Source organism: Rhodococcus sp. MH15 (assembly GCF_019266045.1).
GTDB lineage: Bacteria > Actinomycetota > Actinomycetes > Mycobacteriales > Mycobacteriaceae > Rhodococcus_F > Rhodococcus_F qingshengii.
Window position 1 is genome coordinate 1 of sequence record NZ_LPNP01000050.1, and the last position, 15,934, is coordinate 15,934.

General features: G+C 61.4%; 12 protein-coding genes and 3 pseudogenes. 6 read left to right on the top strand and 9 right to left on the bottom strand.

Translation table 11 applies throughout. The features are described 5' to 3' along the window. Window positions 1–120 precede the first annotated feature (120 nt). Together nhaA and ATN37_RS01565 are read right to left on the bottom strand one after the other, a co-directional pair. Window positions 121–1,626 (bottom strand): annotated as a pseudogene (gene nhaA / locus ATN37_RS01560) (Na+/H+ antiporter NhaA); the annotation flags it as partial. A gap of 51 nt (window positions 1,627–1,677) precedes the next feature. Further along, window positions 1,678–4,359 (bottom strand): excinuclease ABC subunit UvrA, encoded by a 2,682-nt coding sequence (locus ATN37_RS01565; protein ID WP_051649789.1) that lies wholly within the window; start codon window positions 4,357–4,359, stop codon window positions 1,678–1,680. Between the two features lie 202 nt (window positions 4,360–4,561). Between ATN37_RS01565 and ATN37_RS01570 the strand changes: the two genes are divergently transcribed. The 3 genes and pseudogenes from ATN37_RS01570 to ATN37_RS32295 all read left to right on the top strand — a co-directional run. After that, entirely contained in the window at window positions 4,562–5,755 is a 1,194-nt protein-coding gene (locus ATN37_RS01570) for an alcohol dehydrogenase catalytic domain-containing protein (protein WP_003943355.1), read from the top strand. Between the two features lie 209 nt (window positions 5,756–5,964). After that, window positions 5,965–6,939 carry a helix-turn-helix domain-containing protein gene (locus ATN37_RS01575; protein WP_003943380.1) on the top strand — a complete coding sequence of 325 codons (975 nt, stop codon included), beginning with the start codon at window positions 5,965–5,967 and terminating at the stop codon, window positions 6,937–6,939. 184 nt (window positions 6,940–7,123) lie between these two features. Then, window positions 7,124–7,267: pseudogene (locus tag ATN37_RS32295) on the top strand (cyclase); the annotation flags it as partial. Window positions 7,268–7,574: 307 nt separating this feature from the next. On the opposite strand, the gene ATN37_RS33095 reads toward ATN37_RS32295, so the two are convergent. Together ATN37_RS33095 and ATN37_RS32300 are read right to left on the bottom strand one after the other, a co-directional pair. Then, the gene (locus ATN37_RS33095) at window positions 7,575–8,099 is read right to left on the bottom strand and encodes a recombinase family protein (protein WP_058036846.1); all 525 of its coding nucleotides are present in this window, start codon (window positions 8,097–8,099) and stop codon (window positions 7,575–7,577) included. Beyond that, complete coding sequence (locus tag ATN37_RS32300; RefSeq protein ID WP_253741093.1) at window positions 8,000–8,380, bottom strand: hypothetical protein; 381 nt, start codon at window positions 8,378–8,380, stop codon at window positions 8,000–8,002. The genes ATN37_RS33095 and ATN37_RS32300 overlap by 100 nt, the downstream gene beginning before the upstream one ends. A gap of 204 nt (window positions 8,381–8,584) precedes the next feature. Between ATN37_RS32300 and ATN37_RS01590 the strand changes: the two are divergent. The 3 genes and pseudogenes from ATN37_RS01590 to ATN37_RS01600 all read left to right on the top strand — a co-directional run. After that, window positions 8,585–9,637, top strand: a pseudogene (locus ATN37_RS01590) (IS110-like element IS2112 family transposase); the annotation flags it as partial. 780 nt (window positions 9,638–10,417) lie between these two features. Continuing rightward, window positions 10,418–11,509: a hypothetical protein gene (locus ATN37_RS01595; RefSeq protein ID WP_058036845.1), complete on the top strand. Its 1,092-nt coding sequence runs from the start codon at window positions 10,418–10,420 to the stop codon at window positions 11,507–11,509. Window positions 11,510–11,830: 321 nt separating this feature from the next. Continuing rightward, window positions 11,831–12,436, top strand: coding sequence for a hypothetical protein (locus tag ATN37_RS01600; RefSeq protein ID WP_218694651.1), 606 nt, complete (start codon window positions 11,831–11,833; stop codon window positions 12,434–12,436). A gap of 358 nt (window positions 12,437–12,794) precedes the next feature. Here the strand turns inward: ATN37_RS01600 and ATN37_RS01605 are convergent, their stop codons facing one another. From ATN37_RS01605 to ATN37_RS01625, 5 genes are all read right to left on the bottom strand, one after another. After that, the gene (locus ATN37_RS01605; RefSeq protein WP_058036843.1) at window positions 12,795–13,385 is read right to left on the bottom strand and encodes a hypothetical protein; all 591 of its coding nucleotides are present in this window, start codon (window positions 13,383–13,385) and stop codon (window positions 12,795–12,797) included. 927 nt (window positions 13,386–14,312) lie between these two features. After that, window positions 14,313–14,510: a hypothetical protein gene (locus ATN37_RS01610; protein ID WP_058036842.1), complete on the bottom strand. Its 198-nt coding sequence runs from the start codon at window positions 14,508–14,510 to the stop codon at window positions 14,313–14,315. Window positions 14,511–14,604: 94 nt separating this feature from the next. Further along, on the bottom strand, window positions 14,605–14,892 hold the full coding sequence (nrdH, locus tag ATN37_RS01615; RefSeq protein WP_058036841.1) for a glutaredoxin-like protein NrdH: 288 nt from the start codon (window positions 14,890–14,892) through the stop codon (window positions 14,605–14,607). A 35-nt stretch (window positions 14,893–14,927) separates the two neighbouring features. Further along, complete coding sequence (locus ATN37_RS01620) at window positions 14,928–15,317, bottom strand: hypothetical protein (RefSeq protein WP_058036840.1); 390 nt, start codon at window positions 15,315–15,317, stop codon at window positions 14,928–14,930. A 51-nt stretch (window positions 15,318–15,368) separates the two neighbouring features. Continuing rightward, window positions 15,369–15,929 carry a hypothetical protein gene (locus ATN37_RS01625; protein WP_253741091.1) on the bottom strand — a complete coding sequence of 187 codons (561 nt, stop codon included), beginning with the start codon at window positions 15,927–15,929 and terminating at the stop codon, window positions 15,369–15,371. Window positions 15,930–15,934: the final 5 nt, after the last annotated feature.

Below are 15,934 nucleotides of genomic sequence, written 5' to 3' on the forward strand. Positions count from 1 at the left end.
TCGACGGCCTCGGTCTGAGCGTGACCGGGCAACGACTTGAACCGGATCGTGCGGTCCTCGCGTGCCGCGTGGTGGAACCAGATCAGTGGTGCCGACGGTGCGGCAGCGAAGGCGCTGCTCGTGACGGACCACGTAGCGCAGATCGTCGCCGAAGTGGACGTGCAGGTCGTCCCATCCTCCGGTGGCATGTGCGCAGAATCCACATTCGAAGTCGACGAACTCTACAAGGGTCAGCTGGGCGTCTTCGGGTCCACGAATGTGGTCGATCTCGGGATCTACGGGAGGTTCCAGCACGATGGGGAGATCGGCTTCGGCCTCACCCAGCTTGGTCGCTGCCACGCGGAAGATCACCGCACCCAGTACTGCAGCCAGCACCATGGCGACGAGCACGCCGACGGTCGCCTGCCCGGCCAGTTCGGGAGATGTGCCGAAAGCCAAACCTATGATCAGCAGCGATACGGTGAATCCCATCCCCGATAGCGCAGATCCGCCCATCACACTGCCCATGCCGACCCCCTGCGGTAATCGGCCCGCTCCGAGTCGGACAGCGATGTATGTGGCTGCTCCGATGCCGAGGAGCTTGCCGAGAACCAGGCCAAGCACAACTCCCCAGGTCACACGGGCACTGAACGCTTCAATGAGCAGTCCGCCACGCAGGTCGACGCCGGCGTTGGCGAGAGCGAAGATCGGTACCACGATCAGCGCGGTGGGTACCCGGAGGTATTCGTGTATCCGCTCGTTGACGGCTGTGCCTTTGGCCAGTCCACGTGATACTGCACGACCTGACGCGGCGCTCGGAGACTGCCAGAAGTCACGAAACAGTTCTCGAGCCGCCTCCACCTTGTGCCGCTGTGTCGGGTACGCGGGAATCAGAAGGCCGGCGACCATTCCGGCAAGCGAGGGATGAACACCCGACTCGATCGTGCTGAACCACAGCACGATCACCACGAGAATGTATGGCGCGGCTCGCCACTGTCGCGCCCGCCCGAGTAGCCACAATGCTGTCAGGCATGCCAGGGAAACGAGCAGTGGAATCAGGCGAATGTTTTCGCTGTATACGAATCCGATGATGGACACCGCGAGGAAGTCGTCGACCACCGTGACGGTAAGGAGAAACACTCGCAGTTGGCCTGATCGTGCGGGCCCGAGGAGCGCCAAGGCCCCGAGCATGAAGGCGGTATCGGTGCCGACGACCACCCCCCAACCCTGCAGGCTGTCTCCGCTGCCGACGATCACGGCGTAGATGACGGCGGGTAGACACACCCCCGCGACTCCGGCGATCACGGCGATACGGGTGCGGGTTCGATCACGTAATGACCCGTGGGCGAACTCTTGGCGTACCTCGAGCCCGATCAGAAAGAAGAAGACGACCATCAACCCGTCGTTGATCCAATGGTGAAGGCTCATGTGCAACGCCACCGGGCCGAGTTCGAATCCGGCGCCTTGATGCCAGAGGTCGAAGTACGCGTCCGAAGCCGGCGAATTTGCCCACAGCAGGGCGGTCACGGTTACCACCAGCAGCAGCACCGCGGAGCCGGACTCACGCCGGAGAGAGGCCGGAGAGAGTTGGAGAGAGTTGGAGAGCTGATTACGCAGGCCTTGGGGTTTCGGTGCCTGTCGTGCCATCGCTAGTTGATCCTTATCGCCGTTCAGTCCAGGCGGTGGTGCGCGGTCAGGTCAGTGTTGTGTGGTGCCGGCGCCTGTGTTTTCCAGCGCCGCTCGTAGATAGGGGGCAGTCGCACTGTCGGCAGTGGCAGCTACCTGCTCGGGGGAACCGGTGGCGACGATACGTCCGCCGTCGGCGCCCGCTCCCGGTCCGAGGTCGATGACGTGGTCGGCCTGGGCGACGACGCGCATGTCGAGTTCGACCATGACGACGGTGTTGTCGGCGTCGACGAGCCCCTGCGCGTGAGCGAGCAGTCTGTCGCTGTCGGACGGGTGGAGCCCAGCAGTGGGCTCGTCGAGGATGTAGAGCGTGTCGCCGCGTTGAGCACGCTGGAGTTCGGATGCCAGCTTGACACGCTGAGCTTCGCCGCCGGACAGCTCGGTGGCGGGTTGTCCGAGTCGCAGGTAACCCAACCCGACCTCGCGTAGGACGGTGAGCGAGCGAAGAACGTCGTTCTCACTGGTGAAGAAGGCGTGGGCTTCGTCGATGCTCATCGCGAGAACGTCGGCGATGTTGCGGTCCCGCCAGGTGATTTCGAGTGTGCTCTGCGTGTAACGAGTGCCGTTGCAGTCCGGGCACGGACTGTAGACGCTGGGCAGGAAAAGCAGCTCGACCATCACGAAGCCTTCACCTTCGCAGGTCGGACAGCGGCCACCGGCGACATTGAAGGAGAACCGCCCCGGTTTGTAGTTCCGTTTCTTGGCCGCAGGTGTTGCGGCGAACAGCTTGCGGATGTGGTCGAACATGCCGGTGTAGGTTGCAACATTGGATCGGGGTGTGCGCCCGATAGGGCGCTGATCGATGGCGACCACCCGACGGAGCCCTCCCAAGGTGCCCTCGATGCGGCCGCGGACCGCGCCCTGATCTCCGGTGAGCAGCAGATCGGTGTCGTCGCGCGGTTCGACGTTGGCATCGGGCGCGGCGGGCCGGCCCAGTTCAGCGTTGATCAACGCTGGTAGAGCCTGGCTGACGAGGCTCGATTTCCCCGAACCGGAGACTCCGGTGACCGCGGTCAAGACCCCGAGAGGGAAAGACACGGTGAGGTCGCGGAGACTGTTGCGCTCGACGCCTTCGACGCGAAGCCACCCGCGGGGGGTACGCCGCTGGCGGCGCACCTGCTCCGACGTGTCGAAGAGATAGCGTGCGGTGACCGAGTCCGGTACGTCGGCCAGCCCGGCGGGTGTTCCACTGTAGAGCACGCGTCCACCGTTCTCGCCGGCACCGGGACCGATATCGACCAGCCAGTCCGCTTCTCGGATGACGGGTAGGGAGTGCTCGACGACGAGGACGCTGTTTCCTCGCTCACGAAGTCCGTGCAGAATTCTCAGCAGCGCCGTCAAGTCGCCGGGGTGCAGTCCCGCCGAAGGTTCGTCGAGGATGTAGGCGACGCCGAACAGCTTCGAGGACAGCTGCGTCGCCAGGCGCAGTCGTTGCAGCTCTCCGCCGGAGAGTGTGGGCGTCGTCCGGTCCAGTGACAGATATCCCAGCCCGAGGTCGATGATGGGTTGGATTCTTTCGAGGAGGTCGTCGAGCAGGCGCCGCGCCGCCACCTGTTTTTCCGCTGACACGTTCGGGGTGCGTCGCACGTCGGGAGCGGCGGTGTGCGCCGATCCTCCCGATGCGACACGTCGTCGCGTGGCCTCGGCTCGTCGGGTTTCGTCGAGAGCTTCTCCTGCCGCCTCGGGTAGCCAGTCGCTGGACACAACAGTGCGCGCGATCTCTGCCAGTCGTGCCAGGGGCAAGGACGCGAACTCGGCGATATCCAGACCCTCGAAGGTGACCGAGAGCGCCTCCGCCTTGACCCGCTTGCCCTGGCACATCGGGCATACCTCGCTGGTGACGAACTCAGAGACCCGCTTCTTGACGATCGAGCTCTTGGTGTTCGCGAAGGTATCGAGCACGAACCGCCGGGCGCCGACGAAATTGCCCTCGTAACTGGGTTCGGTTCCGGCTTTGATCGCTCGCCGAGTCTGTGCCGGGGTAAATCCCGAGTACACAGGAACGGTGGGGCGGTCCTCGGTGAACAGGATCCAGTCGCGATGTTTCTTCGGCAGCTTCTTCCACGGAGAGTCGACGTCGTATCCCAGTGACACCAGGATGTCGCGAAGGTTGCCACCCGGCCAGCCCGGCGGCCACGAAGCGATCGCGCGCTCCCGGATGCTGAGTGTGGGATCGGGGACCATCTTGTCGACATCGACCTCGTAGACGCGCCCGATGCCATGGCAGGTCGGACATGCGCCCTGCACGGTGTTCGGCGAGAAGTCCTCCGCGTAGAGCATCGGTTGGTCATCTGGGTAAGACCCGGCACGGGAATAGAGCATCCGCACGAGACTGCCCAATGTCGTCACGCTGGCGACATTCGATCGAGCATTACCGATGCCTCGGTGCTGCTGCAGTGCAACCGCCGGTGGCAGTCCCTCGACGACGTCGACATCGGGTACACCGACCTGGTCGATCAGCCGACGGGCATACGGTGCCACCGACTCCAGATAGCGCCGCTGCGATTCCGCGAACAGTGTCCCGAACGCCAGCGAGGATTTCCCCGAGCCGGACACACCGGTGAACACCACCAGACGGTCTCGAGGAACATCGAGATCGACGTCGGCGAGATTGTTCTGCCGAGCTCCCCGCACCACGACACCCTGCCTCCAGCGATCATCGGCCTCGGCGAGATGTTCGGAACGGTTTGTCATGCCGGTGACCATAACGAAGGAAGGGAGCCTTGCGGCAGACCCCACAGCACTCCTGGCACACATCGTCACTCAGTTGACACGCAAGGTCACTGACACGTATCGCCACGTGCGCATACGTTCGAAAGGTCCCCCGGTGGCCACGCCACCACAACCGGGTCCCGAATCGCAGCGTGCAGGGATCCCCCAGGTTAGGAGCGACAGCATGGCAGACAGCAACCGCGCAGTGGTGTTCGAGAGCCCCGGCACCATGAAGGTCGAGAAACTCGACTTCCCCAAGCTGGAGATGCCGAACGGACGAAAAGCGCCCCACGGCGTCATCCTGAAAATCGTCGCTACCAACATTTGCGGCAGCGACCTGCACATTTACCGAGGGTCCTTCCCCGTCCCCCAGGGTATGGTCATGGGCCACGAGATGACCGGAGAGATCATCGAGGTCGGCTCCGACGTGGAGTTCCTCAAAGAAGGCGATCTCGTCTCGGTCCCCTTCAACGTCGCCTGTGGACGATGCCGCAACTGTAAAGCTCGCCGCACAGATGTCTGTGAAACCGTCAATCCTGCAGTCTCCTGCGGCGCATACGGTTTCAATCTCGGCGACTGGGTGGGCGGACAAGCCGAATACCTGTTCGTCCCGTACGCGGACTTCCAACTCCTCCGTTTCCCGGACAAGGACCAGGCCATGGACAAGATCCTCGATCTTGCCCTGCTCTCGGACATCCTTCCCACCGCCTTTCACGGACTCATCGAGGCAGGGGCCAAACCAGGTTCAACGGTGTACATCGCCGGCGCCGGGCCGGTCGGACGCTGCGGCGCAGCAGCAGCACGCCTTCTCGGCGCATCCTGCATCATCGTCGGCGACTACTATCAGGACCGACTCGACCTGGTCAAGAACAACGGCTGCGAGACCATCGACCTGAGCCAGGACATCCCCTTGCCCGACCAGATCGAGGCCATCCTCGGTGAGCGCGAAGTCGATTGTGGCGTCGACTATGTCGGCTCCGAAGCACACGGCATCGGCTCGGAGTCCAATCAGCCTCAGCCGGCAGGTGCCATCAACGACGTCCTCGAAGCCACCCGTGCCGGCGGCGCCACCGGCGTCATCGGCGTCTACGGCCCCGACCCTCTGGCACCGACAAAGGCCGAACAGGAAGGCATCTTCCCGCTCGAATTCGGCAAGGCCTGGATCAAGTCACCGCGCCTGTCCGCGGGGCAGGCACCGATCATGCATTACAACCGCGAGTTAATGATGTCGATCCTGTGGGACCGCATGCCGTATCTGAGCGCAATGCTCAACACCAAGGTCATCGGCCTCGACGAAGCACCCGCCGCCTACGAGACCTTCGATCAGGGGTCATCGAGCAAGTTCATCATCGACCCACACGGAATGATTCCAGCCTGAGCACGATCCAGCACGGAAAGCTCACGGTCTGAGCACAATACAGCACGGAATGCTCACGGCCTGAGCGTTTTGCAGCACGCGTAGATTTCCGGCCCTGTGATCGCCCCCCGACTGGCGGACACAGGGCCGGCTCGCTCTCTCCCCGACCCGCAGGACTTTCCCGCGCGGCTCAGTAAACTCAGTGGTATCCGTAAGGCAGGTGATCCGCCATGGCTGATGCAGACGAGCCCTCATTGCCACACTTCGAAACGTTGTCGACCTCGCGGGCGCCGGACGACGGTGTCATCGACTACTGGCGAGAGGCCCGGCGCCATGCCTACGTCGACGTCAGCACCGACCCCGCCGACCCCGACTTCTACGGCGATGTCCGTCTCGGCCGATACACGAACTTCACTCTGTCCACGAAACGAGCCACCGCCGAGCAGACACACCGCAATCGCAGCCGAATCGCCCAAGGGCGGGAACAGGACGAGTATCTGTTCGCCACATTCCAGACGCGCGGAAGTTGCGTCATCGAACAGGCCGGACACACTGCAGTAGTCCCGCCAGGATCCATGGTCATCTACGACAGTTCCCTGCCCTTCGCTTTCCGCGCCGATGCACCCTACGAACAGGTCATCGTCAAGGTGCCCGCCGATCGAGCCTTCGCGCTCGCCGGCATCGACCGGACCACAGACATCCTGGCCACGACCATGAGCTGTGCAGGAGCGATGTCCGCCGTCGCAGCCTTTTTCACCCAACTGGCCCAACACCAAGACAGCGATCCCCACGGCGCCGCACAGCTCGAGACTCACGCCTCTTCACTGGCCACATCACTACTGAGTCTCGTCACACCGGTTCGCTCTGCCGCCGAAATACCCGCCTTCCTACGACGAGATCAGGTTCTGGCCTACATCCATGCCCACCTTGCAGACCCCGACCTCGACGCCGAACGCATCGCCACCGCGATGCGACTCTCCCGCCGCAGCCTCTACCGCCTGTTCCAGGGAACCGACCACACAGTCATGGGATATCTCCGCGCAGCGCGCATCCAGTCCGCCCAGCACCTACTACGAAAATACCCTTCCCGGCCCGTCTCCCTCATCGCTCGACAAACAGGATTCTCCGACCCCCGCACCTTCTACCGAGCGTTCCGCGACACCACCGGCATGACACCCAACGAACACCGAGAACGCCTCGATTGACAACGCACTGCACATATCCGCTCTACAGCTCAACGAGGCCGCCGGACGGGTCAACAACGACCGGCTCGGGCGAATCATGGCCCGCATACGACATGTGGCCAGAAACCTGACCCCAATTGCGAGTCTGAAAACGAAACGCTTCGAACCTCATCATCTGAACACGGACCGTCCCGACCTGCACTTCATGTCCGGAGTACGGGAAATTCGACAAACCGACGATGTGCACACACAGTGGATCCTCGAAATAGCCAGGCAAACACGAGAATTCGACGCCACCATCACCGAACAGCACCCGGACGAACGCATCGCGTGGAAATCGGACGCAGGCCTCGCAGTCCTGGTGGGCTGTACACTTCTCGCTGCGGTTGCGCTGTTGGGGTATACGTGGTGGTCGTGGAACTCTTCCGCACCACGGCGGGCAGAAGACATGGCTGATGATTATGTGTTGACCCACGGGGGTTTCCGAGCCAATTCTGTTGTATTTGAGAGCTCTCGCCGCCGATCCCACGGCCAAAGGAACGGCGGCGCATCGGGACCCTGCCGATGGGTTGGCTCGAATGGAGGGAAAGGCTGCGGACACAGGGCGGTACCGCGTCGGTTTTGACGGTTCGGCTCGTGCTTGGTTCGTGTGAGGATTACTGCTGCCCGCCGGCCTTCTCGGGTGCGAGGGCACGACTGACGGAGGATCTGCCGACACGGAGTGTCGAAGCTATCGTGTCGAGGCTTTTGCCCTGTTCACGCATCGTGCGGGCGAGTTCGGTGCGTTCGGGGGTCATGACGGTGGGCCGGCCGCCGTGTCGACCTTGGCGTCGAGCGGCTTCGAGGCCGGCGTGGGTGCGTTCGACGATCATGCGGCGTTCCATTTGGGCGAGGGCTGCCATGATGTGGAATAAGAATTCGCCGCCTGCGGTGGTGGTGTCGAATCCTTCGGTGAGGGAACGGAATGCGATACCACGTTCGCCGAGGTTGTGGACTGTGTCGATGACGTGGCGGACGGATCGTCCGAGGCGATCAAGTTTCCAGACGACAAGGACATCACCGTCGTGATCACGTAGGTAGTTCAGGCATTCGGTGAGCTGGGGGCGCTGCGTTGTCGAGCCGGATTCGTAGTCGGTGAAGATGCGGATCGCGCCGGCTTGGCGGAGTGCGTGCTGCTGCAGCTCGGGGTTTTGTTCGAGGGTGGAGACGCGGGCGTATCGAGGTGAGTGGCGATGTCCTGGTCATGGGCGGAAACAACTTCGGCGGTGTCCGTACCGGGGGCGGTGTAGAGGGTGTGCAGTTCTTCGCGTGCATCACTGATTCCGGCGAGGGAGTCGTCGAGGGCGGCGAGCATGGTGCGCAGTTTCCGGTCGACGGATTCGCTGTCGCGGCGGAGCTCGGCGTCGAGTGCGCGGTCGACGAAGTCTGCATCGGGAGTGAAGGTGAATGCTGCTGCGGTCATGGTGTCCTCCGTAAGTTGTTAGTTGGTCCGGAAGTGCTGGGTGTGGCTGATGGTGTCTTGCCTTGTGTGGCTCGAAACGAGTGGCCGCCCAGCGCTTCGGGACGCCCTGGCTGCTGATTGAAAAATGTGCTTCGAGCACTGTTTACGGAGATGACGGTGGGGTGTTCCTCGGGCCTGACACGAGTCGGCGACATGGAGGAGCGAATGAGAGAAACTCACACCCACGCATGGGTCGGAATCGACGCAGGCAAGGGCCATCATTGGGCAGCAGTGGTCGACGAAGCAGGGTTGATCGTGTGGTCGCACAAGATCATCAACGACGAGACCGCGATACTGCACGCGCTGAGCGAGATTCTGGCCTTGGCCGACGAACTCCATTGGGCGGTAGATATTTCCGGAACCTCCTCTGCGTTGCTGCTCGCTCTTCTCGCCGCACACGACCAGAGTGCGGTGTACGTCCCTGGTCGCACCGTCAACAGGATGTCCGGCGCGTATCGAGGGGAGGCGAAAACCGATGCCCGCGATGCCTATGTGATCGCGGAAACTGCTCGACACCGACATGATCTGTCTGTGTTGATCCCACCGGCTCAGTTGGCCGCGGAACTCGCGCTGTTGACCTCGCATCGGACCGATCTCGTCGCTGACCGAGTCCGGCTGATCAACCGTCTGCGTGACACTCTCACCGGTGTCTTTCCTGCGCTCGAGCGGGCTTTCGACTTCGGGCGACACAAGGGCGCGTTGGTGTTGTTGACCGGTTTTCAGACCCCGCGTGCCATTCGACGACGCGGACGCACTCGTTTGAGCTTGTGGCTTGGTAAACGTGGGGTGCGCGGGGCGGACGGTGTCGCCGAGATTGCGTGGGAGGCGGCGTCGGCGCAGAATGTGGTCCTGCCTGGTGAGGCTGTTGCGGCGCAGTTGGTGGCCGATATCGCCGACCGAGTCCTCGCAGTGGACGTCCAGCTCGCTCGTATCGACGCGCAGATCGGTGAGACCTTCCGCCGCCATCCGCAGGCTGCGGTCATCGAATCCATGCCCGGTATCGGTCCGATCCTCGGCGCGGAATTCGTTGTCGCTGCCGGTGATATGTCGGCGTACTCCGATGCCGGACACCTTGCCTCGGCAGCCGGTTTGGTTCCGGTCCCCCGCGATTCCGGTCGCCGAACCGGCAACATGCACCGACCCAAACGCTACAGCCGGCGACTGCGGCGGGTCTTCTACCTCTCCGCTCAAACCTCGATCATCAAAGATGGACCGAATCCCGCTTTGTCGAGTGCGCGGTACGTGGCATTGCATTGCACACATTCCCCCTCGTCGGTGATTCTTTATTGATTTCATTCTATCGAACAATGCGATATAAGCCAATACTTTCACGGGCATTTATTCGATTAGTTTCCGCGTTAGCTAATCACATCTTCAATCGTTTTCCGAATTCTTTCACTAATCCAAACCGTGATATACGCAGCTACTTGCATACGTTCTACCTGCAATTTCTCCCCCCTCCCTCGGTATGTGCCGATATTCTGGTCTCGGCGGGAGTGGGTCAAGGTGAGTGTAGGAAAAAATATCGTAGCGCCGTTGTTCGAGCGTGCGAGTGGCGTGTGTGGATATTATTTCTGGAGTGGCCTTGATGCGCGAGAGTCGGGATAGAAGAATGTTCACACCGGGAGCGCGTCGGTTCTTGTCCTTGCGCTTTATCGTGGGTCGTGGCCGGCGGCCGGGTGATTTCTCGCGTGTCTGTGGTGATGCCCCCCCCTTTTGGGGTCTCGGCAACATCGAAAGGTTCCGCTACCGTTTGAACCTACTCTCTGTGAATTAACTGGTCGGTTTCAGCTGATCGGATGGCCTTGTATCGGACAGTCGTTCAGTGGCAGCCATGCGCTCAGTAGTAGCCATGCCGACAAGACACGGAGGTCAGGCGAAAGCACCCGGTCAGATAAGGAATCCCCGTGAAACGTCGCTGTCCCCGATCTTTGAAAGAAGGAGTTATGCCAGATGAGGATTTCTAAGCCGCCCAGACAATGGGTGTATCGCGGGGCTATGACCTCGGTAGCCGCTGCACTGGTTCTGGGTATGACGCTCCCTGCGAATGCCCAGCCCACAGATAGTGGATCGTCCGGCTCGCTCGGCGGCCTTAGCTCCGGGTCGCTTGGTTCCGGTTCCGGCGGCGGCTCGGATGAACAGAGCGAATATCCGCTGATCGGGGCTGACGACCCGACCGACTGGGCACCGGCGAACCTCGAGAACAAGATCATCCCCAAGGCAGATACTGTCGTCGCAGAGCCCGGAGACGTCGTCTCCGTCTCCGGTGAGTTCGGTGAGATCCAGACCGTGCTCTACTTCTCGTCGGACCGTCATCCGAGCGTCGGAGGTTTCTTTGCAGTGAACTCCGGTCCCGGCGTGCCAAATGGCACCGTCGGCAAGGTCGTCTCGGTGGAAGCTGCCGATGGCGGGATGCTGCGGGTGGCGTTAGAGGCTGCCACCATCACCGACGCATACGCGGTTTTCCAGATCAATACGACGGTGCGACTCGAGGATAACGTCCTGTACGTACCGGGCGAAGGCGAGGCTCAGTCGCGGAGCGCCGGGCCGCGCACCGGATTTCCGCTGAGTAACAAGCTGATCTCATGCAAGAACGACAGTGGTGTCGAACTCGCAGTCAACGGGTCGATCGGGAACCTCTCTGCCGCTGTGCAGTTCGACGCCAATGCCAAGTACTCCCGGGTCACCATCTCGAGTTCGCAATCCTTGGATGTGTCGCTGACCGGTAGCGGTTCCGCGAAGTGCGAGAAAGCACCTGTGGGGATGACTCCTGAAGCGATCATCCCGGTGGGTGGGCCATTCAGTGTCAAAGTCGGTCCCGCAATGTCGTTGGCCGCAAAGTTCGAGGTAAAGGCAGAGCTGGGTTACCAGGCAGAGCGCACCGACGGCGTCGAGTTCTCGGACGGGCGCGCACGACCCGTCTCGAGCAGTCGGACCACGTATTCGGATGTCGAGGGCCTCAGCGGCAGCGCCAAGGCCGAGTTCTTCGCCGGCGCCTCCGCGTCTCTCGGCCTCCACAGCAAAGTCGCCAATGCCGGCGTGGCCGTCGAGGCAGGCCCGAACCTGACCGCTTCGCTGTCGAGCGCGTAGCCGACGTGTGCAGAACTCGAACTCGCGGCCGCGGTGAAGGGCTCTCTACAGGCAAACCTGCTCTTCGCGAGTTGGAAAGCTGAACTCACACTCGGAAAGTACGGGATCTCCGTCCTCGGACCCTACTGTCCGTCCGACCCTGCTAACCCGGGAACCACTCCCGCACCTACCCCGACGCCCGAGCCCGAACTGCCCCCCGAAACCCGGCCTGGCGCACTCACCAATCTGCAGATCGGCACGAACCTCGACTGTCGCGTGGACTCTCCTACCGACAACCGGTCGGTGTATTACGGTTCCACCTCATGCGGTACCCACCTCGCGGTGGACGGGCAGACTTTCGGCTACGTCGGCAGCAGCTTCATTCCGGCTGGTGCTCAGTCGAGTACTGGAGCCGGGACCGCCTTGAGTCCGACGGTGATCACCAGCGCGGTGGTCGCGGGGCAAAGTGGTCTCGAACTCAAACAGGTCGACACCTTCATCGATGGCTCCGACAACTACTTGACCTCCCTCGCGGTCACCAACACCGGTTCCGCAGCCAAGCAGGTGACCCTGTACCGGGCGGCGGATTGCTATTTGAGCAACAGTGACTTCGGCACAGGCGCCGTCACCGACCGATCCGCGTCCTGCGTGTCCGCGAACGGCCGTCAGATCTCCTGGACAGACCTGTCCGGCGGCGCGAGCTTCCAGGAGGCGTTCTACTCCACAATCTGGAACGTCGTGAGGACCGGTCAACCGTTCAACGGAACGGCCCGCACCGACAATCACGATAACGGTGCCGGATTGAGCTGGACTTTCACCGTCGAACCTGGTCAGACGGTGACCCGAAAGTCTCGGTTCTCACTTCTCGAACCGGCCACAGTGGCTCAGTCACGCAATGTAGCCCCAGTCGAACCTGAACGAGACAAGCCTCTGCTTTCGCAGGAATGATGCACACTTAGCGCCGACCTCCTGTGCTGACGCAATGCGGACCAGCGATCGCACAGGGGGTCGTTCGGCACGCAGTGAGAAAAGTCTGGTCGTTAAGCGGTAGGTTCTGCTCGAAGGACGATCTCAGGTCATCTGTCGTCTTCGAGCACGACCTACCATCGACGAACACATGCGAGATGTCGAAACTGCAGGGCCCCACTCTAAATTCCGGCATCGATCTTCTTCGAAACTTGTTGCTGCACAGTCATTTAAGAGAACGCACTAACATAATCTATGTTATCGGCGAGGAGGAAGGTGTGATAGCGCGATAGAAGACGAATCATGCAAGAGGTGGTGATTCTGATAATTCGTCGATCCGCTACCCGCAGTTCTGCCAGTTCACCTTCGTAGGTCCTGGTCTTTTTTCGATACCATCGCCGGCGAAGCTGGTCGTCGCATCGATGGGAAACTTCTTCCCCGCCGCCAGGCCCGGGAATTCTGTCGGATCGATGGAGACTACAAGGTCGTTGCCGTCTTGCCGCACTGTGGTGTTTTGAGGTTTGACGTCGAACGCGTTGCCCTCGTCGCTCTGATACAGATCTCCGTCCTCAATGGGAATCTCGACTCGGTAGAAGTTGTTTTTAATCGAGTCAAATTCCTCGTCTTTCCCCAGTCGGATCGATACCGTCGTTAACGGCTTCAAGATGAATTGCTTATTCGGTGGATTGTTCGGTGGCGGAAATTCGTCGTACGTAACTCGGAAAACGATCGCATCCGCTGTGTTCTCCTCGATCGCGAAACGCTCGATAACATGCGGGGGAAGTGGCATGTCGACTCGTTTACCGGTGAAGTCCTTCGCATCCAACGCGATTCCCCATTCGCATGCGAGTTCGCGTGGTGTGTCGTCGTCGGGCAGCCCACATCCAGCCACCACACAGGCAGCAACCGCGACCGTGCCGGCGACCAACACGGTCTGACGGCTTCGCCGTTTTGCATGCCCAGAAGGTTGAACAGGGGAAATAAGTGGAATCATCCGGAGCCTTTCGCTGTACGGGCGGCACTCCCCGCATACCTTCTTTTCCTATTACTTGCCCATGGCGTTACACCAGATGCCGCCGGGGTTGACTGAAAGTTCGAACCGGGTTTAAGCAGCCGCGTGTCGTCCATGTGTCGCACCCGTGACTGCGAAGACGATCATCGAATTTGCGGTGAAGACGGCCCATTATCGGCTGAGACGGCCACTGGCCCTCCGTCTGAGTCCCTCACATCTGGGCGCAAGCCTTACGAGACGGTGCGTATGTTGACGAGCGCATACAGCACATCTGGTCATCGAGTCGAGTTCGCACGCACGCACGGAAAACCCTCGCGTCGAGGCTCATCTGACGTCATGCGGATCCACGGTGTCCCATGATTTCGGATAGGTACCGTCGGAATATCGTTCTGTGCCTTCATCGAATTCAATGTCGTGCGAGTCTCCGGTGACCAGTCACGGTTTTCTTCGATGTACGCGGACCCGCACTGGATCAGGAAAAACGTGTTTACATTTGGGCGATTCAGATGTGATGGCTGACGAGATCCCGACAGGACCGAATCTTCAATGCGCCTATCGGCTCCCCATAGGTTCTCAGTCGCAGGTGTCGCATCTGCCGTTGAGGGTGTGGATACAAAGCAGGTCGGGCACAGCGGCCCAGTAGGGCCGACTGAGCCTCATGCCTGCGATTCGCGTGCGACGGAGGACATTCGGCTCACACAGTCCCGGCAGGGCGGCACATTTCGTATCTGCTCTTCGGCAGCCAGCTGTGGTGAACCACGAATCGTGCCGTCATCGAATTTGAAATGTCCGCAGTCCAAGTCATGCCGCTTTCGTGGCGCTTGGCCTGTCGCCACCCCGTTAATGTCAACCGGCGGCACAACGTACCTGACCGAACCGTCGAATCATCCGAATCCGCGCTGCAATGGTCTGATCTTTGAGGAATCGACTGCGTTGTTGTCGCGTCCAGCCCTCGATCATCGCTTCCGACATCGCCGGTGCCGGATCGAGATGGACGACATTCCCCGCGAGTATCAGATGTGCCGATCCCGGCGCCTCGTTCACCACACTAATGTTGCATCAGACGCAACATTGTTACATCCACTCGAAGCGTAAGGTCAGGTTCCGCAAGTTCCGGACTGACAGCTTCGCTACGGCGTCAAACAGCCAGTTCGGGCACGTCTTTCGTATTGACGTTATGTTGCATCTGTTGCAATACATCCCATTTCGCGAGTGCCTTGATGCGGTCGATCCGGAAACCGGACCAGTGATCCTCTCCTGCAACGACAACCGGCGCCTGGAGATATCCCAGGCCCATCACGTAGTCCCGCGCGTCGGCGTCTTCGGTGATGTCGACGACGGTGTACTCGATCCCGCGCTTGTCGAGCTGCAGGTAGGTTGCGTTGCACTGATCGCACGCGGGTTTGCTGTAGACGGTGACGGCCATGAGACCTCCCTCCCTTGCTCCCCCACACCTGACGGTCAGGTCGTGGTGCTTTCCTTGTCGAGCTGCGCGACGCGCTGGTGACTGAGCTCGAGAATGGTGGCCACATCTCGCATGGACAGCCCTCGTTTCCGCAGGTCGTGTACCAGCGAACGGGTCAGTCGTGACGCCGCCTCCACTGCCCGCTGCGCCTGCGCGCTTCGCTGCTTGGCCTCGGCGATGGCGCGCACCACGTTGGGATCACCCAGGTCGTAGTCGAGCGTGACCTCCACCTGCTCGGCCGCTACATCGGTGAACCGTTCGGCAGCGTCGGCCACCCGCGACGGAATCTGGTCGAGGCGCTTCACCTGGGCGAACAGACCCTCGACCTCCGGCACGTCGACCGACCACCATTCACCGGATCGCACTGCGTGTGCTGTGACCTTCATAGGATGAGTCTATCCCATTAGACTGCATAAGTCTAGTGAGATAGACAGCTACTATTCGTCGAGATCGAGGTCGAAGACCTGATCGGGCTGTCGCCTCCCGACCATGATTTCCTCGATCGGCGTCAGCGAATGCCCCTGCACCTCGAGGTATTCCAGGTACGCCTCGGTGCCCCGGCGCTTCGATCGCCACGAGTCCTTGACGATGCGTGATTCCTGCGCTGCCAGGACCAGCGCCAGCGTGAGCACCTGGGCGCGGGAGGCGCCGGCCTTGACCACCTGGTCGGCCACGTACTGCGAGCTGTACGAATCCTTGATCGACAGCACTTCCTTGAGCACGCCGTCGGCGCGGAACTCGGTCAACAGGTGCCCATCACCGGCGAGGGTGGTGGCCACGTACGCGGCGGCGGTCTTCGGTGGCGTCTTGGCCGCCAGCAGACTGCACAGGAACTTCCGTCGGACCGTGGTCGCCGCCTCGGCCTTGAGGTTGAGCGATCGCACCAATTTGCGCTGACGCCGGACGCGCTCCTCCGTCTCGAGCTCCTTACGCCGGGCCTCGGCCTCGCCATCGAGCCTCTGACGCTCCGCCTCCGCGCGGGGATCCCCTTCAGTCACCGCCG